Origin of the sequence: Streptomyces sp. CA-249302, from assembly GCF_050936785.1 — a bacterium.
GTDB lineage: Bacteria > Actinomycetota > Actinomycetes > Streptomycetales > Streptomycetaceae > Streptomyces.
The window spans coordinates 6,273,496-6,295,354 of record NZ_JBNJMG010000001.1 but is presented as its reverse complement, the minus strand read 5'-3'; the positions used below and the strand labels follow the sequence as shown (position 1 = coordinate 6,295,354).

Sequence of the window (21,859 nt, the reverse complement as noted above, 5' to 3'; positions counted from 1 at the left end):
CTTCTTCCTCACGCCTCCTCTGCCGCGCGCGCGACCAGCTTCGTGAAGGCGGTCACGACATGCTCGCCCGCCTCGTCGTGGACCTCGCCACGAATGTCCACGATGTCGTTGCCGGCCAGGGACTTGATCGCCTCGATGGTCGAGGTGACGGTGAGGCGGTCACCGGCGCGCACGGGGCGGACGTACGAGAACTTCTGGTCGCCGTGGACGACCCGGCTGTAGTCCAGGCCCAACTGCGGGTCCTCGACGACCTGTCCGGCCGCCTTGAAGGTGATCGAGAACACAAAGGTCGGCGGGGCGATGACGTCGGCGTATCCGAGCGCCTTGGCGGCCTCCGGGTCGGTGTACACCGGGTTGGTGTCCCCCACGGCCTCCGCGAACTCGCGGATCTTCTCCCGGCCGACCTCGTAGGGATCGGTGGGCGGGTAGGTCCGCCCCACGAAGGACTGGTCGAGCGCCATGGACTCGGCACCTCCTGGCTCTGCTGGCTCTGCTGGCTCTGCTGGTTTTACCTGGCTCAACCAGGCTCTACCTGGTTGCTCTACTGACCGGTACTGGTCGACGAAACGACGCGAGGCCGCTCCCGATCTCTCGGGAGCGGCCTCGCGTACGAGCCTGATTTATCGCGTTTCGCGGTGCGCGGTGTGCGCGTTGCAACGCGGGCAGTGCTTCTTCATCTCCAGTCGGTCCGGGTTGTTACGCCGGTTCTTCTTGGTGATGTAGTTCCGCTCCTTGCACTCCACGCAGGCCAGCGTGATCTTCGGGCGGACGTCGGTGGCAGCCACGTGAGTGCTCCTTGACGAACGGATGGGATGGTTTAACGCATAAAAGAGTAGCCGATCGAAGGACCGACCCCACAATCGGCTACTGTCAGTAGCGGTGACCGGACTTGAACCGGTGACACAGCGATTATGAGCCGCTTGCTCTACCGACTGAGCTACACCGCTGTGATGCGATCGGGCCCCGCCTCGCGACGGGGACCTCTCACACCAGAGCCCCAATACGGAATCGAACCGTAGACCTTCTCCTTACCATGGAGACGCTCTACCGACTGAGCTATTGGGGCGAGCGATGAAGACATTACACGGTCCGCCGCCGTTCACCCAAATCCGTTTCGTGGCCCCCGTCCCGGCCTGTCCCACCGACTGTCGGGACCCCTCCCAGGGCTCGTCTCCAGGCCCGTCTGCGGACCCGTGTCCCGGCTCTCCCACGAGCCACGGAAGCCTCTTTGGTACGGCGGACCACACCGGTACGACTATTGCGCTCCTCCCCGCCGCGCGTGTATCGCCACCCTAGGCTCGACTCACTCTGCGTGATCTTGCGTCCCCCTGTGCAGCCCCGAGCCCCTGGAGCGCGATGCCCGACAGCCAGCCGCAGCCGCCCCACTCGTCATCCTCCTCGGGCCCTTCGGATTCTTCGCATTCTTCGGGGTCGTCGGGGTCGTCCGGATCATCAGGGTCGGCGGCTTCGTCGGCTTCTTCGGGGGGCTCCGCCTTCTCCTTCTCCAGTTCCGGCGATCCGGCCGCGTTGCTGTTGTGCGGGGCGCGGCTGACCGACGGCCGGACCGTGGACGTACGGCTGGGCGGTGGGCGTATCGAGGCGGTCGGTACGGCCGGGAGTCTGGCGACGGACGGCACGCGCGCGTGCGGAGCGCGCGTGGACCTCAGCGGCTATCTGCTGCTGCCGGCCCCGGTCGAACCGCACACCCACGGCGACACCGCGCTCTCCGCCGACGGTGACGGCCCCGCCTCGTACGACGCCCAGGACGTACAGCGCCGGGCGACGGAGGCGGCGCTGCTACAGCTCGGGCACGGGGCGACCGCGCTGCGGGCACACGTGCGCGTGGGCGACGTCCAGGGGCTGGGCGCGCTGGCCGCCGTACTGCGGGCTCGGCGTTCGCTGCGCGGGCTGACGGAACTGACGGCCGTCGCGATGCCGCGCGTCCTGACCGGGGTCGCCGGGGCGGACGGGCTCGCGGTGCTGCGGGACGCCGTGAAGATGGGGGCGTCGGTGGTGGGCGGCTGTCCGGACCTGGATCCCGATCCGACGGGGTACGTGGAGGCGGTCCTGGAGGTCGCCTCCGAGCACGGCTGCCCGGTCGACCTGCACACCGACGCCGCCGACCCGGCCCGCCTCGCCCGCCTCGCCGCGATGGCCGGCGGGCTGCGCCCCGGGGTGACGCTCGGCCCCTGCGGCGACCTCGGCCGCCTGCCCGCCGAGGCAGCCGCCCGCATCGCCGACCAGCTCGCGGCGGCCGGTGTGACGGTCGTCTGCCTGCCCCAGGGCGGCTGCGGCGGCACCGACCGACGCGGCACGGCTCCGGTACGGCTGCTGCGCGCCGCCGGGGTACGGGTCGCCGCGGGCAGCGGCGCACTTCGGGACGTCTCCAACCCCGTGGGGCGCGGGGACCCGTTGGAGGCGGCGTATCTACTGGCGTCCCGCTACGGCTTGCGACCCGAGGACGCCTACGACGCCGTCAGCACCTCGGCCCGCGCGGCACTCGGCCTGCCCGAGGTGCGCGTGGAGGCCGGTTTCCCCGCCGAGTTGCTCGCGGTGCGGGGTGATCGGCTGGCCGGAGCGCTGTCGTTGGCCTACAGCCGGATCGTGGTGCACCGGGGGCGGGTGGTTGCGCGGACCAGCGCGGTACGGGAGTACTGCAACTCGGCCGCGGCCGCGGAGTTGGGGCTGCCTCGGCAGGGGCGGGGTGCGTTGAGCTGAGTTGAGTTGAGTTGACGGTGGGTGGGGACGGGGGCGTTCTCGGGGCGGGGCTGGGGTGGGGGTGGGGGTGGGGGCGGGTTCGCGTAGTGACACGCCTGAGTGGGTGCAGAGGTGCGTGGGCGCGGGGGTGCGTGGGTGCGTGGGGTGCGTGTCCAGTGGGTGCGTGTTCAGAAGTGCGCGTGGGTCTGTGAGCTGGGGCGTGCGCTCGCGTTGGGGGCGCATGGTGTAGGGGCGCGCGCCGGGCGCGCACGCCGGTGATGCACGCCGGGGGCTTTTCGGGTTGCGAGGGCCCGGCGTGCGCTGGGAGTGAGCGTGTAGGGCTTGCGCGAGGTGGTGTGCGCTCCACTCGCGCTACGAGGGCGCGCGCCATCGGATTGCGCGCCGGGAGCGGGTGACGTCGGCTCGCGCGCGGGGCGCGTGAGGTGCAGGCTTGTGCGCTCAGCGCGTGTGCTCTTCCCGCGCGCCCCCTGAGGCGCCGCTCAAGCCGTGCGGCGGATGCGGCCGTCCGGGCGTACGGTCGGAGACATGCGCATTGTCATCGCTGGTGGTCATGGTCAGATCGCGTTGCGGCTGGAGCGGCTGCTCGCCGCGCGCGGGGAAGAGGTAGCGGGCATCATCCGCCACGCCGAGCAGGGCGACGACCTCAGGGCGGCCGGTGCCGAACCGGTCCTGCTGGATCTGGAGTCCTCTACGGCCGAGGAGGTCGCGGCGCATCTGCAGGGCGCGGACGCGGCGGTCTTCGCGGCGGGCGCGGGGCCGGGCAGTGGGGCGGCCCGCAAGGACACGGTGGACAAGGCGGCCGCGATCCTGTTCGCGGACGCGGCGGTTCGGGCGGGTGTACGACGACACGTGGTCGTTTCGTCGATGGGCGCGGATCCCACGCACAAGGGGGACGACGTGTTCGACGTCTACCAGCGTGCGAAGGGCGCGGCGGACGCGTACATCCAGAATCTGGACGCACTGGACTGGACGATCCTGCGCCCCGGGATGCTCACGAACGACGTCGGCACCGGGCTCGTCCGGCTGGAGGCGCACACGGGGCGCGGCCCGATCTCGCGCGACGACGTGGCCGCCGTACTGGCGGAGTTGTTGGAGACTCCCGCGACGGCCGGGCTGACCCTGGAGCTGATCGGTGGGTCGACGCCGGTGTCGGTGGCGGTGAAGTCGGTGGCCGGGAACTGAGGGTCCGGCGAGGGGTGTTCCGGTCCCGGGCAGTGCAATAGCCGGTAGCAGGAGGCCGTCCGTAGGGGCCACAGGGGGCCGGCGCCATCGGTCAGAACAGGGGCATCTGGCCCGGGATGTCGGGGACGACGTAGCCGTCCAAGGAGGGCTGGGCCGCGCCGAGTTGGGCCTGGCGGCGGGAGCCGGGGCAGGAGACGAGTTCGCCGTTCTCGCGCGCGCCGGGCGGGTCGTGCCGGGCGAAACGGCCGGCGACGACGGCGATCTCGCGGCGGCATTCGGGGCAGCGTCTGCGACGAGTGGACATGGGGTCAGTGTGCCCCGGGCGAAGGCGTGTTGAGCGGAGTGGAGAGCCGGGTTTCACGCGGGCGGGCGGGGCGGGCCGGGAATGGCGGCAGGCGGGGCGGGCCGGGAATGGCGGCCCCTCCTGTCCCCCGGGCCCGCCACCTGTCACCCGTCACCCGTCACCCGGAAGCCTCTCTCTCCCCCCCCGAAGCCTTCACCCATCCCCCACCGAATCCGACCCTGCTTGCTTAAGTCAATCAACTGACTTAGCGTAAGTCTGTCGTGCACACCCGATGCCCCACGCCTACGGAGGGCCGACCATGTCCCACGCACTCCCCCGACCCGCCGACGACGGGGTGGTGTCCGCAGCGCCGCGGGCCAATGCCGTCGTAGCGGTCCTGGCCTTCGGCGGGATCGTGGTCTCGCTGATGCAGACCCTGGTGATCCCGATCGTCCCGGAGCTGCCGAAGCTCCTGAACGCCCCGGCGTCCGACACCGCCTGGGCCGTCACCGCCACCCTGCTCGCCGCCGCCGTGGCGGTCCCGATGATGGGGCGGCTCGGCGACATGTACGGCAAGCGCCGCATGCTCCTGGCCAGCCTGGTCCTGCTGATCGTCGGTTCGGTCACGGCCGCGCTCAGCGACTCGCTGGCGCCGATGATCGTCGGACGTGTCCTTCAGGGCATGGCCGGTGGTGTGATCCCGCTCGGCATCAGCATCATGCGGGACGAACTGCCAGCCGAACGGCTCGGTTCGGCCACCGCGATGATGAGCGCCTCGCTCGGCGTCGGCGCGGCGCTCGGTCTGCCCGCGGCGGCGCTGATCGCGGACAACTTCGACTGGCATGTGCTGTTCTGGAGCTCGGCCGGGATGGGCGTCGTAGCGCTGCTGCTTGTTCTGTTCGTGGTCCCCGAGTCCAAGGTGCGGACAGGCGGCCGTTTCGACGTGGTCGGCGGGATCGGGATGGCGGCCGGGCTGGCCTGCCTGTTGCTGGCGATCTCGAAGGGCGCCGACTGGGGCTGGGGCAGCGGTACGACGCTCGGCCTGTTCGGGTCGGCCGTGGTGGTCCTGCTGCTGTGGGGCTGGTACGAGCTGCGCACCCCGCAGCCGCTGGTCGACCTGCGCACCACCGCCCGCCGGCAGGTCCTGGTCACCAACCTCGCCTCGATCGCCCTCGGCTTCGGCATGTTCGCGATGTCCCTGGTGCTTCCGCAGCTCCTGCAGTTGCCTGAGGCGACCGGCTACGGCCTGGGCAAGTCCCTCCTCACCGCCGGCCTGGTCATGGCCCCGTCCGGCCTGGTCATGATGGCGATCGCGCCGGTCTCCGCGGCCCTGTCCAAGGCCAAGGGCCCGAAGACCAGCCTGATGCTGGGCTCGCTGATCGTGGCCGCGGGCTACGGCGTGCAGATCCTGTTCATGTCGGAGGTCTGGCAGTTCGTCCTCGTCTCCTGCGTCATCGGCTCCGGCATCGGCTTCACGTACGGCGCGATGCCCGCGCTGATCATGGGCGCGGTGCCGCCGTCGCAGTCGGGCGCGGCGAACAGCCTGAACACGCTGATGCGGTCCATCGGTACGTCGACGGCGAGCGCCGTGGCCGGCGTGATCCTCTCCCAGATGACGACGAACCTCGGCTCGGTCGCACTCCCTTCGGAGAACGGCTTCCGGACGGTCCTGGCAGTGGGCGGCGGCGCGGCGCTGCTGGCGTTCGCGGTGGCGTCGTTCATTCCACGGCATGGGGCGGCGGGTGCGGCGGCGGCTGAAGCCGGGGGCGGGGTCGGTGCCGGGAGTGGGCCGGCTGGCGGGGCGTCTACGACTGCGACCGCGGCTTCGGCTTCGGCTGCGGCTGCGGCTGCGATCGATGGCAAGGAGCTTGTCGGTGGGAGGTCCGGAGTCGGCGGTACGGGGGCTCGTCCCAATGGAGTTCCCGAGACAGCGGTGGGATTTTCGGAGGCACCCGTTGGCGTTTCCGGGGCATCCGCGGGAGTGTCTGGGACACCCGCAGGAGCGTCCGGGGCATCCGTCGGAGCCGGTGAGCGGGCCGGGGTCGGAATCCCGGTGAGCGGGCGGGTGTTCGGGGCGGAGCGCGTTCCGGTGGCCGGTTCGGCGATCACGCTGATCTCGCTCGGCGGGAAGCAGCTGAGCCGGTCGGTGTCGCGGGCCGACGGTTCGTACGGTGTGGACGCGCCGAGCGGGGGTTCGTACGTCCTGATCGCCTCCGCCGACGGCTACCAGCCGCGGGCCTCCACGCTCGTCGTCGCGGACACGGCGATGTCGTACGACGTCCTGCTGAGCGGCACGAGCGGGCTCGCGGGGCTGGTGCGGGGCGCCGACAGCGGGGCGCCGGTCGCCGACGCGGTGGTCATCGTGACCGATGTGCGGGGCGATGTGCTGGCCGCGGCGCGGACCGACGTGCTGGGCGAGTTCCACGTCACCGACCTGGTGCCGGGAACCGTGACGCTGGCCGTCAACTCCCCCAAGCACCGCCCGCTGGCCCTGCCCGTCGAGGTGGGCGGCGCGGGGACGACGCGGATAGAGGTCGAACTCCGCCCCGGCGCCCATGTGCGGGGCACGGTACGCGGCTCGGGCGCCCCGCTTTCCGACGCTCGGGTAACGCTGGTGGACGCGGCGGGCAACGTGGTCGCGACCACCCGAACCGGCCTGGACGGCGCGTACGCCTTCTCCGACCTGGACAGCGGCGCGTACACGGTCATCGCGACGGGCTACCCGCCGCAAGCGGCCACGGTGTCGGTGTCGGGCGGCGACATCGACGAGCACGACATCGAACTCGCCCACAGCGGAGAGTAGTTCGGCAGCGCGGAGGTACGGCGCCGGGCACCGGGCCGCGCCATCCCGGCATGGGTCCGCACGGACACCCTGAGCGGAGGGTGCCCGTGCGGGCCCATGCCGGGCGGACACGAGGGCAGGCACGGACGCGGGCCCAGGCATCGGGCATCGCGCACACGAAGAGACCCCCTCCATTTCGCGTCTCCGCGAGGTGGAGGGGGTCTTCCCCAGAGTGGCGGCGCCAGGATTCGAACCTGGGAAGGCTGAGCCGGCAGATTTACAGTCTGCTCCCTTTGGCCGCTCGGGCACACCGCCGGGGTTTGCTGCCGTTCGAACCGCTATTCGGCGGTGCTCCGTGGCAACGACGTAAACAATACCCGATGCCGAGGGGTGCTTCGCCACCCGATTGATCTGCGCTCGGGGGACCACGGGTGGCTAGGCTTGTGCGGATGCGGCCCGGGTTCCACGCCGGGCTCGGCGGCCACCCCCACGCCCGCCGGTACGCACCCAACACGCACCCCGATACAAGGAGCCACAGGACATGGCCGACTCCAGTTTCGACATCGTCTCGAAGGTCGAGCGGCAGGAGGTCGACAACGCCCTCAACCAGGCCGCCAAGGAGATCTCTCAGCGCTACGACTTCAAGGGCGTGGGTGCCTCGATCTCGTGGTCCGGCGACAAGATCCTGATGGAGGCGAACTCCGAGGACCGGGTCAACGCCGTCCTCGACGTCTTCCAGTCCAAGCTGATCAAGCGCGGCATCTCGCTGAAGGCCCTGGACGCCGGTGAGCCGCAGCTGTCCGGCAAGGAGTACAAGATCTTCGCCTCGATCGAGGAGGGCATCTCCCAGGACAACGCGAAGAAGGTGGCGAAGATCATCCGCGATGAGGGCCCCAAGGGCATCAAGGCTCAGGTCCAGGGCGACGAACTGCGCGTCAGCTCGAAGAGCCGTGACGACCTGCAGGCCGTGATCGCCCTCCTGAAGGGAAAGGACTTCGACTTCGCGCTGCAGTTCGTGAACTACCGGTAAGCCGCCGGCTGCCGAGCAGGACGGTCGTACGAGAAAGGGTGGGCACCCGTCGGTGCCCACCCTTCTCGCCTGCTGGCTGCGGTCCGGGGGTGTGCTCTGCCGTGCTCAGTTGCGCGAGTTGCCGAACAGGATGCGGTAGGCGACCAGGAGGACCAGCGAGCCGCCGATCGCCGCGGCCCAGGTCGCTCCGTCGTAGAAGCTCTTCGTGATCGGATGGTCCAGCCAGCGGGCCGAGATCCAGCCGCCTATGAACGCGCCCGCGACACCGATGAGCGTCGTGCCGATGAAGCCGCCCGGGTCGCGGCCCGGCAGCAGGAACTTGGCGATGGCCCCGGCCAACAGCCCCAGGATGATCCAGCTGATGATCGTCATGCCGTGAACCTGCCCTCTCACGCTGTGCTTGCACTGTCCGAACGGTGAGATTTCGGTGCGGACAGGCTGTGCGTCGTGCGACGTTCGCCCGTGCTGCATCGCGCGTGCCGTTCGGCCCGAAACGCCTGTACGGCCGGTACGTCGCGCGCTTGTCGTGCTCTGTTGCTGAACAGGACGTCACGATGGCACTCCTCGGTTGCAGCGATCAGTAGGGTGCGGGACATGACACAGCCCGGTTCCGCCTCCGAACTGCGGCGCACCCTGGGGGTCGGGGACGCCGTGGTCATCGGCCTCGGCTCGATGATCGGGGCCGGGATCTTCGCCGCCCTGGGGCCCGCGGCGCGCGCGGCCGGCTCCGGACTGCTGCTCGGCCTCGCGGTCGCCGCCGTGGTCGCCTACTGCAACGCCACGTCGTCGGCCCGGCTGGCCGCGCTGTATCCGGCCTCCGGCGGCACGTACGTGTACGGGCGCGAGCGGCTCGGGCCGTTCTGGGGTTATCTCGCGGGCTGGTCGTTCGTGGTCGGGAAGACGGCCTCCTGTGCGGCGATGGCGCTCACCGTGGGCGCGTACGTCTGGCCGGGGCAGGCGCACGCCGTCGCGGTCGCTGCCGTGGTGGCACTGACGGCGGTGAACTACGGCGGCGTCCAGAAGTCCGCCTGGCTGACGCGGGCGATCGTGGCGGTGGTGCTGGCTGTCCTCGCTTCCGTGGTGGTCGTGTGTCTGGGGTCGGGGGCGTCCGACGCCGGGCGCCTGGACGTCGGGGCCTCGGGCGGCGTGGGCGGGGTGCTGGAGGCGGCCGGTCTGCTGTTCTTCGCCTTCGCGGGGTACGCGCGTATCGCGACCCTGGGCGAGGAGGTACGGGATCCGGCGCGCACGATCCCTCGCGCGATCCCCCTCGCTCTGGGCATCGCGCTGGCCGTGTACGTGTGTGTGGCGGTGTCCGTCCTTTCCGTGCTGGGGGCCGACGGTCTCGGTCACGCGGGTGCTCCGCTGGTCGACGCGGTACGGGCGGCCGGGGTGCCGGGCTTGGTGCCGGTGGTGCGGGTGGGCGCTGCCGTGGCCGCACTGGGCTCGCTGCTCGCCCTGATCCTGGGCGTCTCACGCACGACGCTGGCCATGGCCCGCGACCGGCATCTGCCCGGCGCGCTGTCGGCCGTGCATCCGCGTTTCCAGGTGCCGCACCGGGCCGAACTGGCCGTGGGTACGGTGGTCGCCCTCCTGGCCGCCAGGGTGGACGTCCGGGGCGCGATCGGCTTCTCCTCCTTCGGTGTGCTGGCGTACTACGCCGTGGCCAACGCATCGGCCTGGACGCTGAGTTCGGCTCCTACGGCTCGGGCGCTTCCCGCACTCGGGCTGGTCGGATGCGCGGTGCTGGCGTTCTCGTTGCCGGGGGTCTCGGTGGTCGTAGGTGTCGGGGTGCTGGCGGTGGGTGTGGTGGCGTACGGCTTGCGGCGGTGGGTGGCTGGAAGGCGACGGGCGTAGGGCACCGCGGACCACGGGCAGGGCCAGCCGGGCCGCGGCCGCCTGCACCGGCGGTCGGCTACGACGCCGTACAAGTGCCGTCTACTGCACCGTCGTACGGGCTCGTCGCCAACCACCGCCGTACGACCTGGACCGCTCCCGTCAGGACGCCTGCGCCCGTGTCGTGCGTATGGGGAAGTCGTCCCAGGGCGGCAGGTCCAGCCCCTCACTCGTCTCCTCGTACCAGCCTGTGCCATCGACCCAGGTGTGCAGCCAGTCGGTCAGGCTCGGGGCGTCGACGTACCAGGCGTGGTCGGCTTCGCCCGCGTTCGGTTCGAAGAGCAGGACGGTGGCTTCCGGGGCGCGGCAGTCCACGCACGCGTACATCGCGCAGCCCCAGTGGGATATCGGCAGGACTCCCTCGGGCCAGGGCCAGTCGGGGTCCTGGAGGGCGTCGGCGCGGTTGGTGAGGTACTGGGCGACGGCGGCGGGCTCGCCGGCGGGTGGGCTGTCCAGGAGGGGCAACAGGCCGTACTCCGGGCCGAATCCGCCGTCCCCTATCCGCAGGTACAGGTCGGCGAGCAGTGAGGGCAGGGAAAAGTCCAGGGCGGCCTCGGCGCGGGCCAGGACGGCCGCGTCCACGGGCGCCGGGAGGGAAGTCCAGCCCCACGGGCGGGTGTTGTGTGCCTTGGCGGCCACCCGTGCCAGCAACTGCTCGTTCTCGGTCATGGGTTCATGATGCAAGCCGCCACTGACAATCGGGCCGGCCTGTGGACAACCGCCTGTGGATAACTCGGCCGAGCTGGTCAGCGCGTTGCGAACGGCTGGTCCGTCGGCACGATTTCGCGGCCGAGCGGGAGCAGCGAGACCGGGATCAGCTTGAAGTTGGCGATGCCGAACGGGATGCCGATGATCGTGATGCACAGCACCACACCGGTGACGATGTGCGCGAGCGCCAGCCACCAGCCTGCGAGGACCAGCCACAGGACGTTGCCGATGCAGGAGGGCGCGCCGGCGTCGCGGCGCTCGACCGTCGTGTATCCGAAGGGCCACAGGGCGTAGATGCCGATGCGGAACGCCGCGATGCCGAACGGGATACCGATGATCGTGATGCAGAGGATGACGCCCGCGGCGAGGTATCCGAGGAACAGCCAGAAGCCGCTGAGGATGAGCCAAATGACGTTCAGGATGGTTTTCACTGGGGGCGACCTGCCATCTTCTCGAGCCGGGCGATGCGCTCCGCCATCGGCGGGTGTGTCGAGAACATCTTGGAGAGTCCCTGGCCGGGACGGAAGGGGTTCGCGATCATCATGTGGCTCGCCGTCTCGATGCGCGGCTCGGGCGGCAACGGGAGTTGCTTGGTGCCCACTTCGAGCTTGCGCAGGGCGCTGGCGAGGGCGAGCGGGTCGCCCGTCAGCTGGGCGCCGGACGCGTCGGCCTCGTACTCTCTGGAGCGGCTGATGGCCAGTTGGATGAGGCTGGCGGCGAGCGGGCCCAGGATCATGATGAGCAGCATGCCCAGGATGCCGGGGCCGTCATCGTCGTCGGAGCGCCCGATCGGGATCAGCCACGCGAAGTTGACCAGGAACATGATCACGGACGCGAGTGCGCCGGCGACCGACGAGATGAGGATGTCGCGGTTGTAGACGTGACTCAGCTCGTGTCCGATGACACCGCGCAGTTCGCGCTCGTCCAGGATGCGCATGATGCCCTCCGTGCAGCACACGGCGGCGTTGCGCGGATTGCGGCCCGTGGCGAAGGCGTTGGGCGCTTCCGTCGGGGAGATGTACAGGCGGGGCATGGGCTGGCGGGCCTCGGTGGAGAGCTCGCGGACCATGCGGTAGAGGGCCGGGGCCTCGAACTCGCTCACCGGGCGCGCGCGCATCGCGCGTAGAGCCAGTTTGTCGCTGTTCCAGTACGCGTACGCGTTCGTGCCCAGTGCGACGAGAACCGCTACGACGAGCCCCATGCGGCCGAAGAAGCTGCCGATGACGATGATGAGGGCGGACAGTCCTCCGAGGAGTACTGCGGTCCTTAGCCCGTTGTGCCGGCGGTGCACGGTACGCCCTCCAAATCGTGCAGCAGGGGAACCCTTTGCTTGCGATCCTGTTTGCTGTCTCCGGTGCCACTGGTGCCGTGGTGTCACGTCCAGTGGACCCTCCCGTACTGGTCAACGCCAGGCGAGGGCCACTAGTTCCCTTGTGCGTACGGCCGCCCGGAGGGCCGTCCGGGTGACGGACCGGAGGCGCTCGCTCAGAAGAGGCCGGTGTCGGCGAAGCGCAGAACGAGCTGGGGCGCTCCGGAGAGGACGATGCCGACGGCACCGGTGAGGGTGATCGCCGCCGTGAGGGGAGCCGGGAGGCGGTGGCGGACGGGTTCGCCCTCGGGGGCGCGGAACAGCAGGGTCGTCCACTGGAGGTAGTAGAAGAGCGCGATCACGACGTTGACGGCCATCACCACGGCCAGCCAGCCGAGGCCCGCGTCGACTGCCGCCGAGAAGACGGTGACCTTGGCGAACAGGCCGATGATGCCCGGCGGCAGTCCGGCCAGGCAGAGCAGGAAGAAGGCCATCAGGAGGGCTGCGAGCGGGTTCGTCGAGTACAGGCCGCGGTAGTCGGTGATGCGGTTCGCGGACTTCGTACGGCCCACCAGTGCGGCCACCGCGAACGCGCCGAGGTTCACGGCGGCGTACATGAGGGCGTACGCCACCGTGGAGCCGATGGAGTGCTCGGCGTCGTCGGAGTAGGCGGCCGCGGCGATCGGTACGAGGAGGTAGCCGGCCTGGCCCACCGAGGACCAGGCGAGCAGGCGTACCGCGCTGTACGCGCGCGTGGCCTGCTGGCGCAGGGCGCCCACGTTGCCGACGGTCATGGTGAGCGCGGCCAGCGCCGCCAGCGCGGGGCCCCAGACGTCGGCGTACGACGGGAAGGCGACGACCGTGACGAGGATCAGGCCGGAGAAGCCGACCGCCTTGCCGACGACGGACAAGTAGGCGGCGATCGGGAGCGGCGCGCCCACATAGGTGTCGGGCACCCAGAAGTGGAAGGGCACGGCGGCCGTCTTGAAGGCGAAGCCGACCAGGGTGAGGACGACGCCGGTCTGGGCGAGCGTGTGGAGCTGTCCGTCGACGTGCTGGATCCGGTCGGCGACCTGGGTGAGGTAGAGGGTGCCTGTGGAGGCGTACACGAAGCTGATGCCCATGAGGCTGACGGCGGTCGCGGTGACCGACGACAGGAAGAACTTCAGGGCCGCTTCCGAGGACTTCTTGTCGCCGTGCCGGATGCCGACCAAGGCGAAGGCGGGCAGCGAGGCGACCTCCAGGGCGACGATCAGGGTCGCGAGGTCCCGGGAGGCGGGCAGGAGGGCCGCGCCGGCCGCGGAGGAGAGCAGGAGGAACCAGTACTCCCCTTCGGGGAGTTGCTTTCTCTCGTCCTTGAGCGCCGTCACCGAGAGAAGGGCGGCGAGGAGGGCACCGCCGAGGACCAGGAACTGGATGACCAGGGTGAAGCGGTCGGCGGTGTAGCTGCACGCGTGCGTGCTCACGCAGAAGGTGCCGCGGTCGCCGTCCAGCAGCGGCAGGAGCAGCAACGCCGCCGCGGCCAGGCCGGCCACGGAGAACCAGCCGAGGAGGGGCTTGCGCGCCTGCGGTACGAACAGGTCCGCGACGAGGACGGCGAGCCCTACGACCGCCGCGAGGGTGGGCGGCGCGATGGCTAGCCAGTCGACGGACTGGACGACGAGCAGGGTCGGCGACTGGGCCAGAGAGCTCATCGGGTGCCTCCTGCGAGGAGCTGCTGTACGGCCGGGTCGGTCAGGCCGAGGAGTGCCTTGGGCCACAGCCCGGCGACGACGGTGAGGGCGACGAGCGGGGTCCAGGCCGCGAACTCGTACGTCTGGACGTCGGCGAGCCGCGGCGCTTCCTGCGATACGGCGCCCATGCAGACCCGGCGGACCACGGCGAGCATGTACGCGGCCGTGAGGAGGGTGCCGAAGGCCGCGATCGCCATGAAGGTGAGGAAGGCGGGGCGGCTGAGGTCGGCGGCCGGTTTGAACGCGCCGAAGAGCGCGAGCATCTCGCCCCAGAAGCCGGCCAGGCCCGGAAGGCCCAGGGAGGCCACCGCGGCGAAGGCGAGCAGGCCACCGAGGCGGGGGGCCTTGCCGTAGAGCGCCGCGCCGGTCTCCTCGGCGAGGGTGTCCAGGTCGGTCGTGCCCGTGCGGTCCTTGAGCGCGCCGACCAGGAAGAACAGGAGGCCGGTGATGAGGCCGTGGGCGATGTTGGCGAACAGGGCGCCGTTCACGCCGGTCGGGGTCATGGTCGCGATGCCGAGCAGGACGAAGCCCATGTGGCCGACGGAGGAGTAGGCGATGAGGCGCTTGAGGTCGCCCTTGGCGCCGCGCTTGGCGAGCGCCAGACAGGCCAGGGATCCGTAGATGATCCCGACGACGGCGAAGGCGGCGAGGTAGGGCGCGAAGGTGTGGAAACCGTCCGGCGCGATGGGCAGGAGGATCCGGATGAATCCGTAGGTACCCATCTTCAGCAGGACGCCGGCCAGCAGGACCGAGCCGACGGTCGGCGCGGCGGTGTGGGCGTCCGGCAGCCAGCTGTGCAGGGGCCACATCGGCGTCTTCACCGCGAGCCCGATCCCGATGGCCAGAACAGCGATGACCTGCACGGATGCGGTCAGCGACCGGCCGTTGTCAGTGGCGAGTGCCACCATGTCGAATGTGCCCGCCTTGATTCCGATCAGGAGCAGGCCGAGCAGCATGACGACCGAACCGAGCAGCGTGTAGAGGATGAACCGCCAGGCGGCCTGGGTCCTGCCCTCGCCGCCCCAGCGGGCGATGAGGAAGTACATCGGGATGAGGACCGTCTCGAACGCGAGGAAGAACAGCAGCAGATCGAGGACGGCGAAGCTCGCGAGGGTGCCGGACTCCAGGACCAGTACCAGTGCGACGAAGGCCTTCGGGGTCGGGCCCGCAGGCATCTTGAAGTACGAGTAGAGCGCGCAGAGGAAGGTCAGCAGCGCGGTCAGGACCAGAAGGGGGAGGGAGATGCCGTCGATGCCGAGGTGGATCCGCACGTCGAGTGCGGGGATCCAGCTGATGTCGGTCGTGGCCTGCATCTTCGACGGGTGGTCGTGGTCGAAGCCGAGCGCGAGGACGATCGCGGCGATGAGGATCGCGCCGGTCACGGTCACGCCGTGGCGCAGTACGGCCTGCTCGGGCGACTTCCCCTTCAGCCCGGGCGGGGCGGGCAGCAGAGCGGCGACGGCGCCGAGGAGCGGGCCGACGACGACGAACGCCAGAAGGAACTGCATCACGGATTCGCTGATATCGATCACGCCTGCTCACGCTCCCGTGGCGACGAGGAGGGCGGCGACCGCCAGGACGACGGTGCCGGCGAGCAGCGCGCTCACATAGGTCTGCACATTGCCGGTCTGGGCGCGCCGTACGGCAGCCCCGAGCAGGCGGGGCAGGGCGCCCGCACCGCGTACGTAGGTCTCGACGACCTCGCGGTCCAGGAACCGGACGAGGCTCGCGCCGGCCTGGACCGGGCGGACGAACAGGGCCGCGTACACGGCGTCCAGGTGGAAGCCGACGGCCGCGTGCCGGTGCAGCGGGCCGAGCAGCACCCGCCCGGGGTCGGACGGATCGGGCGCGGAGGCCACGTCGCCGTACGCGGGCGCATGGCTGGGGATCGCCTCGGCCTCCACCAGTCCGGCGTCGCCCTCGGGGTGGGCCGCGACCGCACCCAGCGGAGCGCGGGCCGCGAGAGCCCTGGTGTGCCGCCAGGCCGCATAGGTGACGAGGCCGCCGACCAGGGCGACGCCCGTGCCGAGTACGGAGGTGGTGAGCGTCGGGGTGAGGTCGCGGCCGTCGAACCAGTCGGGCAGCGAGCGGTAGGCGAGCCCGCCGAGCGCGAGGGACGGCACGGCGAGCACCCACAGCACCACGGTCATGGTCAGCGGCTGGCGACCGTGGTCGGGGGCCTCGGCACCCCGGCCCTGGAAGGCCAGCAGCCACAGGCGCGTCGCGTACGCGGCGGTGAGTACGGCGGTGAGCAGGCCGGCGACGAGGGTGATCCAGCCCGCGGCGCCGGGGGCGTGCTCGGTGTGGCCGGTGGCGACGTGCTCGGCGGCGCCCAGGACGGACTCCTTGGAGAAGAAGCCGCTGAACGGCGGGATCGCGGCGAGCGCGAGAAGCGCCACGGTCATCGTCCAGTAGGCGTCGGGGATGCGGTCGCGCAGGCCGCGCATGCGGGACATGGCGGCCAGTGAGTTGGTGCCGGCGGCGTGGATGACCACGCCGGCCGCGAGGAACAGCAGCGCCTTGAAGGCGCCATGGGACAGGAGGTGGAAGACGGCGGCGCCGCGGTCGCCGACGGCGAGGGCGCCGGTCATGTAGCCGAGCTGGCCGATCGTCGAATAGGCGAGGACGCGCTTGATGTCGTCCTGCGCGAGCGCGGCCAGGCCCGAGCCGAGCATCGTGACGGCGGCCATCACCGCGAGGACCACCATCGCGGCCTGGGAGGACTCGAAGACCGGGAGGAGACGGGCGATGAAGTAGACACCGGCGGCGACCATCGTCGCCGCGTGGATCAGCGCGGAGACGGGTGTCGGACCCGCCATCGCGTCGGGGAGCCAGGTGTGCAGCGGGAACTGCGCCGACTTGCCGGCCACCCCGGCCAGGAGCAGCAGGGCGATGAGCGTCGGTTGGTCGAGTCCACCGTGTGCGACGGCGCCCAGGATCGTCGTGATGCGGAAGGAACCGACGTCGGTGGCGAGGGCGAACAGGCCGATCAGGAAGGGGACGTCACCGAGCTTGGTCACCAGGAAGGCCTTGATGGAGGCGGCGCGGGCCTCCGGGGTCTCCCAGTAGTGGCCGACCAGGAAGTACGAGCAGATGCCCATGATCTCCCAGCCGACCAGCAGCACGATCAGGTCGCCGGAGTAGACGACGAGCAGCATCGCGGAGGTGAAGAGGGAGACGAGGGCGGCGTAGGAGGGGTAGCGCGGGTCGTCGCGCAGGTAGCCCGTCGAGTAGATCTGCACGCAGGTGGCGACGACGCCGACCAGGACGGCGACGAGGGCGGCGAAGCCGTCGATGTGCAGGGCGAGTTCGATGGGGACCGAGCCGGTGGGCGTGAGTTCGGTGTGGGCGTCGACGGCCTGGTCGCCGCCCTGGCGCACGGCGACCAGCGCGGCCAGCACCAGGGCGGTGAGGGTCGGCAGGATGGCGAGCGGCCGCACGAAACCGGGGGCCGTACGGCCGAGCAGCAGGCCGGCGGCCGCCCCCAGGAACGGCAGGAGGGGGACGAGGACGGCGAGGGTGGTCGTGGTCACGCGGTGGCCTCAGCCTTCCCGGCCCGGTCGGCCTGCGCGGCCGCGGGGGCGTCGCTGTCGGGGTCGTCGCTCTCGGGCCCCTCGGCGGTGTCGCGGAGCTTGTCGATGTCCGAGGTGCCGCGGTTGCGGTAGACGGCGAGGACGATCGCCAGGCCGATGCCGATCTCGGCGGCGGCGATGGCGATGGTGAACAGGGTCAGAGCCTGGCCGGAGTGCAGGGTCTCCTGGGCGGCCTTGCTCAGCCAGACGTCGAAGGCGACCAGGTTCAGGTTGACGGCGTTGAGCATCAGCTCGACCGACATGAGGACGAGGATCGCGTTGCGACGGGCGAGGACTCCGTACAGGCCCGTGCAGAAGAGGAGGGCGGCGAGGACGGCGGGGTAGGCGAGGTGCATCAGCGGGCGCCTTCCTGCTCGGCCGGGTTGACGTTCTCGACGGGCTTGCCTGCCGTGACCGGCTTGGTTCCCTCTCCCAGTTGGCTTCCTTCGACCGACTTGGTTCCCGTGACCGGCCCATTTCGCCCGATCAGGTGATTGCGGGAATCCGGGACGGATGGGGAACCACCGGTCGTGGCCCGGGAGTTCACAGGGGGAGAGCTCGACTCCGCCTTCGCTTTGCGGGACAGGACGATCGCGCCGACCAGGGCCGCGAGGAGCAGGACGGAGAGGGCCTCGAAGGGGAGCACCCAGTTCTGGAAGAGGCTCGCTCCGGTGACGGCGGTGGAGCCGGCGGCCGGGCCGTCCAGGTCGATCCAGGTGGTCCGGAAGGCGTCCACGACCACCCAGACCAGGGCGGCCGCGGCGGCGACGGCCACGGTGAGAGCGGCCCAGCGGTTGCCGGAGTCGGCGTCCGGGGAGCGGCCGATGGGGGCCTTGGTGAGCATCAGACCGAAGAGAAGGAGGACGACGACGGAGCCCACGTAGATGAGGACCTGCACCCAGGCGATGAACTCGGCGGTCAGCAGGAGGTATTCGACGGCGACACCACCGAGGGCGACCACCAACCACAGGGCGGCGTGCACCAGTTGACGGGTGGTGACCGTGACCAGGGCGGCGCCGAAGGTGACCAGGCCGACGAGGAGGAATGCGATCTCGACGCCGGTCGGGGACAGAAAGCCGTGGGTGTCGGCGACAGCGCCGGTGAGGGTGCCGTGGGCGGGCGACGCGGCGACGGTGGCTGCGGCGAGGGTCACGACGTGCCTCCCTCGGATGCGGTCGGACCGGACGGCGGCTCGGTCGGGCCGGACGGCGGCTCGGTCGGCCCGGGCTGCCGTGCCAGGGGTCCGGGCTGCGGTGCGGTGGGTCCGGTCGAGGGCCCGGGCTGCGGCGCGGTCGGCTCCGGCTGGGCGGCCGCCAGCTTCTCGGCGGTTTTGCGGGCGGCGGCGATCTCCTTCGGTTCCTCCGCGCCGGGGTCGAGGGCGGGTGGGGCCGGCACGGTCCACATCCACTCGCGGAGCTTGTCGCGTTCGTGGGTGAGTTCGTGGATGTCGGTCTCGGCGTACTCGAACTCCGGGGACCAGAACAGGGCGTCGAAAGGACAGACCTCAATGCAGATACCGCAGTACATGCACAGGGAGAAGTCGATGGCGAAGCGGTCGAGGACGTTGCGGCTGCGCTCGCGGCCGCCGGGGGTCGGCGCCGGGATCGTCTCCTTGTGGGAGTCGATGTAGATGCACCAGTCCGGGCACTCCCGGGCGCACAGCATGCAGACGGTGCAGTTCTCCTCGAACAGGCCGATGACACCGCGGGTGCGGGGCGGGAGGTCGGGCTGTACCTCGGGGTACTGATCGGTGACCGTCTTCCTGGTCATCGTGCGGAGGGTGACGGCCAGACCTTTGGCCAGGCCGGCGCCGGGGATGGGGGCCACGGTTACTGGATCACCACCTTGACGATGCCGGTGAGGGCGATCTGGGCGAGGGAGAGGGGGACGAGGAGAGTCCAGGAAAGCTTCTGGAGCTGGTCCTCGCGCAGGCGGGGGTATGTGACGCGGAGCCAGATCACTACGAAGGCCAGGACGGCGGTCTTCAGCAGGGTCCAGACCCAGCCGAGGCCGTCGGCACCCCAGGGGCCGTGCCAGCCGCCCAGGAAGAGGACGGTGGTCAGGCCGCACAGGACGACGATTCCGGCGTACTCGGCGAGGAGGAACAGGGCGAAGCGCAGGCCGGTGTACTCGGTGTAGGCGCCGAAGATGATCTCCGAGTCGGCGACGGGCATGTCGAAGGGCGGGCGCTGGAGTTCGGCGAGGCCGGCGACGAAGAAGACGATCGCGCCGACGATCTGCCAGGGCAGCCACCACCACTCGAAGGCGTCGAGGATGCCGGGGAGGGAGACGGTGCCGGCCGCCATGGCGACGGAGGCGGCGGCGAGGAGCATCGGGAGTTCGTAGGCGAGGAGCTGGGCGGCGGTGCGGAGGCCGCCGAGGAGGGAGAACTTGTTGGCGCTGGCCCAGCCGGCCATGAGGGAGCCGAGGACGGCCACGCCCATCACCGCGAGGACGAAGAAGATACCGGCGTCCAGGACCTGGCCGACGGCGCCCTCGCCGGGGCCGATGGGGATGGCAAGCAGGACGATCAGGTACGGGAGGAGGGCGACCGCGGGGGCGAGCTGGAAGATGCGGCGGTCGGCGCCGGCCGGTACGACGTCTTCCTTCTGTGCGAACTTCACGCCGTCCGCGACGAGTTGGGCCCAGCCGTGGAAGCCGCCGGCGTACATCGGGCCGAGGCGGCCCTGCATGTGGGCCATGACCTTGTGCTCGGTCTGACCGACGATCAGGGGGAAGGTGAGGAAGACGACGAAGACGACCAGGAGTCGCAGGGCGACGTCGAGCACGTCGTTCACTGCGGGCCTCCTGCGGGGGTGTCGGGGCTGGGTCGGGTGGGTGTGTCAGAGGTGGGGCCGCCGGGATCCGGGACAGCCCCAGAATCGGGAGCCTGCTCGGGCTCGGGCTCAGATTCCGGTTCGGACTCGGACTCCGGTTCGGGCTCCGGTTCGGGCTCCGGCTCCGGCTCCGGGGCGGAAGTCTTGTGGTCCGGAGTGGGTTGCTCGGGCGCAGGCCTCTCCGCCACCGGCGGCTCAGCCACCGGCTGTTCGGGCTCCGGCGTCTCCGACGCGGGTTGCTCAGGCGCAGTCTGCCCGGCTGCCGAACGTGGCTCCGGCTGCTCGGTTTCCGGCTTCCGCGGCTCCGCGTTTGAGCGGGCGTCAGCCCCGGGCTGCTGCCGTTCGGGCTCGTCGAAGGCCGGGCGGGCGTGGTGCCACGGGGCGTCCGAGCTGCGCGGGGCGGTCGGAGCCTTCGGTGGAGGCGTACTTCCCGTGCGTGAGGGCGTGGAGCCCTCGCCCTGATCGTCGGCCACAGGCTCCGCAGCGGACCCGCCCCGCTGACTCACTGAGCCCTGCGAGGCCGTACGCGCCCGGCGCGGTCCAGCCGCCGCGGCCCCCTCCGCCTGGCTCACGGACCCCTCGGCCGCCGACCGAGCCCGCCGCGACCCAGTGTCCGAGGCACCCGAGGCACCCGCAGCACCGGTCTGGCTGGCCGACCCTTCGGCAGCCGACCGAGCCCGGCGTGCCGTCACGGGAGCGTCCCCAGACGCCGAGGCCCCCGTCTGACTCACCGACCCTTCCGCAGCCGACCCAGCCGAGCGTGCCCCATCTGGAGTGTCCGAAGTCGCAGCCCCAGCCGTCCCCGCCGGACCGGCCGAACCCTCCGCAGCCGACCGAGCCCGGCGTGCCCCACCCGGAGCATCCGAAGCCGCAGCCCCAGCCGTCCCCGCCGGACCGGCCGAACCCTCCGTTACCGACTGGCTCGCCGCGCCCTCCGCCGCTGCCTGACCGACCGGCGCTTCCGCCCCCGCCTGGCTCGCCGAACCCTCAGCCGCCGTCCGAGCCCGCCGAGCCGGACGCTCACCGGCCGCGCGGACCGGACGCTCCCCCGCGACGCGAGCCGGGCGCTCCCCCGCCCCGCGCCCCGCGCCCCGTGCCGGGCGGGCCGGGGCTGCGGGGAGTTGGCCCTTCAAGGGGCCCCATTCGTTGGGGTCGGGGACGCCCGGGGGCAGCATCTGGCGGCGCTTGGGGCCGCCGTGGTCCGACTCGCCCGGTTCCTTGGCGCCGGGCCAGGCCTTGGCCACGCGGGCCGCGAGGACGAAGTCCTTGCGGAGGGGGTGGCCTTCGAAGGTTTCCGGGAGGAGGAGGTGGTCCAGGGACGGGTGGCCCTCGAAGGTCACGCCGAACATTTCGTGGGTCTCGCGTTCGTGCCAGGCCGCGCCGGCGTAGACGTCGACGGCGGACGGCAGGGTCGGCGCCTCGTGCGGGACCGTCGTGCGGAGCAGCAGGCGCCGGACCGGGGAGAGGGCGACGACGTGGGCGGAGACGCGGAAGCCCGTGCCCGGTTCGTCGACCGCGCTCAGCCAGTCGAAGTAGGTGCAGGAGAGGGTGGTGCGCGCCGTCTCCAGGGAGGTGATCCAGGAGGCGGGCGGGACGTCGACCGTCAGGACCTCGTACGACTCCTCGGCCGTGGCCTCCGTACCGAACAAATCCTCGACGGGGGCGGGGAGCCAGCCGACCGTGCCACTCATCGCCCCTCCTCCTCGGAGGAAGGAGTTTCGTCAGCCGCGGCAGAAGCCGCCCCATCGGCCCCAGCGCGCCCCGCACCGGAAGCCGACCCGGCGCCCGCCGCAGCCTGCCCCCCACCGGAAG

General features: G+C 71.1%; 20 protein-coding genes and 3 tRNA genes. 5 read left to right on the top strand and 18 right to left on the bottom strand.

All coding sequences use genetic code 11. The features are described from left to right. Window positions 1–8: 8 nt before the first annotated feature. The 4 genes from ACQEWB_RS28445 to ACQEWB_RS28430 all read right to left on the bottom strand — a co-directional run bounded on the left by ACQEWB_RS28445 (window position 9) and on the right by ACQEWB_RS28430 (window position 1,066). Window positions 9–461 carry an FAS1-like dehydratase domain-containing protein gene (locus ACQEWB_RS28445; protein WP_432835842.1) on the bottom strand — a complete coding sequence of 151 codons (453 nt, stop codon included), beginning with the start codon at window positions 459–461 and terminating at the stop codon, window positions 9–11. Between the two features lie 159 nt (window positions 462–620). Then, a complete protein-coding gene (gene rpmG, locus ACQEWB_RS28440; protein WP_003948671.1) occupies window positions 621–785 on the bottom strand; it encodes a 50S ribosomal protein L33 in 165 nt (54 codons plus the stop codon). Window positions 786–874: 89 nt separating this feature from the next. Next, a tRNA-Met gene (locus ACQEWB_RS28435) sits at window positions 875–947 on the bottom strand. Window positions 948–993: 46 nt separating this feature from the next. Next, window positions 994–1,066: transfer RNA gene (locus tag ACQEWB_RS28430), tRNA-Thr, on the bottom strand. Between the two features lie 290 nt (window positions 1,067–1,356). Between ACQEWB_RS28430 and ACQEWB_RS28425 the strand changes: the two genes are divergently transcribed. Together ACQEWB_RS28425 and ACQEWB_RS28420 are read left to right on the top strand one after the other, a co-directional pair. Next, on the top strand, window positions 1,357–2,718 hold the full coding sequence (locus ACQEWB_RS28425) for an amidohydrolase family protein (protein WP_432835839.1): 1,362 nt from the start codon (window positions 1,357–1,359) through the stop codon (window positions 2,716–2,718). Between the two features lie 525 nt (window positions 2,719–3,243). Further along, complete coding sequence (locus tag ACQEWB_RS28420) at window positions 3,244–3,900, top strand: NAD(P)H-binding protein (RefSeq protein WP_432835837.1); 657 nt, start codon at window positions 3,244–3,246, stop codon at window positions 3,898–3,900. A gap of 91 nt (window positions 3,901–3,991) precedes the next feature. Here the strand turns inward: ACQEWB_RS28420 and ACQEWB_RS28415 are convergent, their stop codons facing one another. After that, window positions 3,992–4,204, bottom strand: a complete 213-nt coding sequence (locus ACQEWB_RS28415; RefSeq protein WP_432835835.1) for a hypothetical protein — start codon at window positions 4,202–4,204, stop codon at window positions 3,992–3,994. A 298-nt stretch (window positions 4,205–4,502) separates the two neighbouring features. Between ACQEWB_RS28415 and ACQEWB_RS28410 the strand changes: the two genes are divergently transcribed. Next, the gene (locus ACQEWB_RS28410; RefSeq protein ID WP_432835833.1) at window positions 4,503–6,986 is read left to right on the top strand and encodes an MFS transporter; all 2,484 of its coding nucleotides are present in this window, start codon (window positions 4,503–4,505) and stop codon (window positions 6,984–6,986) included. A gap of 212 nt (window positions 6,987–7,198) precedes the next feature. On the opposite strand, the gene ACQEWB_RS28405 is transcribed toward ACQEWB_RS28410, so the two are convergent. Next, window positions 7,199–7,280: transfer RNA gene (locus tag ACQEWB_RS28405), tRNA-Tyr, on the bottom strand. A 226-nt stretch (window positions 7,281–7,506) separates the two neighbouring features. On the opposite strand from ACQEWB_RS28405, the gene ACQEWB_RS28400 reads away from it, so the two are divergent. Next, window positions 7,507–7,995, top strand: a complete 489-nt coding sequence (locus ACQEWB_RS28400) for a YajQ family cyclic di-GMP-binding protein (protein WP_383420566.1) — start codon at window positions 7,507–7,509, stop codon at window positions 7,993–7,995. Window positions 7,996–8,100: 105 nt separating this feature from the next. Here the strand turns inward: ACQEWB_RS28400 and ACQEWB_RS28395 are convergent, their stop codons facing one another. Beyond that, complete coding sequence (locus tag ACQEWB_RS28395; protein WP_432835830.1) at window positions 8,101–8,367, bottom strand: GlsB/YeaQ/YmgE family stress response membrane protein; 267 nt, start codon at window positions 8,365–8,367, stop codon at window positions 8,101–8,103. Window positions 8,368–8,589: 222 nt separating this feature from the next. Between ACQEWB_RS28395 and ACQEWB_RS28390 the strand changes: the two genes are divergently transcribed. Then, window positions 8,590–9,849, top strand: coding sequence for an APC family permease (locus ACQEWB_RS28390; protein WP_432835828.1), 1,260 nt, complete (start codon window positions 8,590–8,592; stop codon window positions 9,847–9,849). A gap of 141 nt (window positions 9,850–9,990) precedes the next feature. On the opposite strand, the gene ACQEWB_RS28385 is transcribed toward ACQEWB_RS28390, so the two are convergent. From ACQEWB_RS28385 to ACQEWB_RS28335, 11 genes are all read right to left on the bottom strand, one after another. Beyond that, window positions 9,991–10,557: an SMI1/KNR4 family protein gene (locus ACQEWB_RS28385; protein WP_432835823.1), complete on the bottom strand. Its 567-nt coding sequence runs from the start codon at window positions 10,555–10,557 to the stop codon at window positions 9,991–9,993. 77 nt (window positions 10,558–10,634) lie between these two features. Then, a complete protein-coding gene (locus ACQEWB_RS28380) occupies window positions 10,635–11,027 on the bottom strand; it encodes a YccF domain-containing protein (RefSeq protein ID WP_432835821.1) in 393 nt (130 codons plus the stop codon). Further along, window positions 11,024–11,887: a zinc metalloprotease HtpX gene (gene htpX, locus ACQEWB_RS28375; protein ID WP_432835819.1), complete on the bottom strand. Its 864-nt coding sequence runs from the start codon at window positions 11,885–11,887 to the stop codon at window positions 11,024–11,026. The genes ACQEWB_RS28380 and htpX overlap by 4 nt, the downstream gene beginning before the upstream one ends. A 194-nt stretch (window positions 11,888–12,081) precedes the next feature. Then, window positions 12,082–13,599 carry an NADH-quinone oxidoreductase subunit N gene (locus ACQEWB_RS28370; RefSeq protein WP_432835817.1) on the bottom strand — a complete coding sequence of 506 codons (1,518 nt, stop codon included), beginning with the start codon at window positions 13,597–13,599 and terminating at the stop codon, window positions 12,082–12,084. Continuing rightward, window positions 13,596–15,170 carry an NADH-quinone oxidoreductase subunit M gene (locus tag ACQEWB_RS28365; RefSeq protein ID WP_432835815.1) on the bottom strand — a complete coding sequence of 525 codons (1,575 nt, stop codon included), beginning with the start codon at window positions 15,168–15,170 and terminating at the stop codon, window positions 13,596–13,598. The genes ACQEWB_RS28370 and ACQEWB_RS28365 overlap by 4 nt, the downstream gene beginning before the upstream one ends. A gap of 6 nt (window positions 15,171–15,176) precedes the next feature. Further along, a complete protein-coding gene (locus ACQEWB_RS28360; protein WP_432835813.1) occupies window positions 15,177–17,171 on the bottom strand; it encodes an NADH-quinone oxidoreductase subunit 5 family protein in 1,995 nt (664 codons plus the stop codon). Then, window positions 17,168–17,566 (bottom strand): NADH-quinone oxidoreductase subunit NuoK, encoded by a 399-nt coding sequence (nuoK, locus tag ACQEWB_RS28355; RefSeq protein ID WP_432835811.1) that lies wholly within the window; start codon window positions 17,564–17,566, stop codon window positions 17,168–17,170. Before nuoK ends, ACQEWB_RS28360 begins: the two co-directional genes overlap by 4 nt. After that, window positions 17,566–18,363 carry an NADH-quinone oxidoreductase subunit J family protein gene (locus ACQEWB_RS28350; protein WP_432835809.1) on the bottom strand — a complete coding sequence of 266 codons (798 nt, stop codon included), beginning with the start codon at window positions 18,361–18,363 and terminating at the stop codon, window positions 17,566–17,568. Before ACQEWB_RS28350 ends, nuoK begins: the two co-directional genes overlap by 1 nt. Then, window positions 18,360–19,037 (bottom strand): 4Fe-4S binding protein, encoded by a 678-nt coding sequence (locus ACQEWB_RS28345; RefSeq protein ID WP_432835807.1) that lies wholly within the window; start codon window positions 19,035–19,037, stop codon window positions 18,360–18,362. Before ACQEWB_RS28345 ends, ACQEWB_RS28350 begins: the two co-directional genes overlap by 4 nt. Before the next feature lie 2 nt (window positions 19,038–19,039). Next, window positions 19,040–20,008 (bottom strand): complex I subunit 1/NuoH family protein, encoded by a 969-nt coding sequence (locus tag ACQEWB_RS28340; RefSeq protein WP_432835804.1) that lies wholly within the window; start codon window positions 20,006–20,008, stop codon window positions 19,040–19,042. Then, window positions 20,005–21,738 carry an NADH-quinone oxidoreductase subunit C gene (locus tag ACQEWB_RS28335; RefSeq protein WP_432835802.1) on the bottom strand — a complete coding sequence of 578 codons (1,734 nt, stop codon included), beginning with the start codon at window positions 21,736–21,738 and terminating at the stop codon, window positions 20,005–20,007. Before ACQEWB_RS28335 ends, ACQEWB_RS28340 begins: the two co-directional genes overlap by 4 nt. Between the last annotated feature and the right edge of the window lie 121 nt (window positions 21,739–21,859).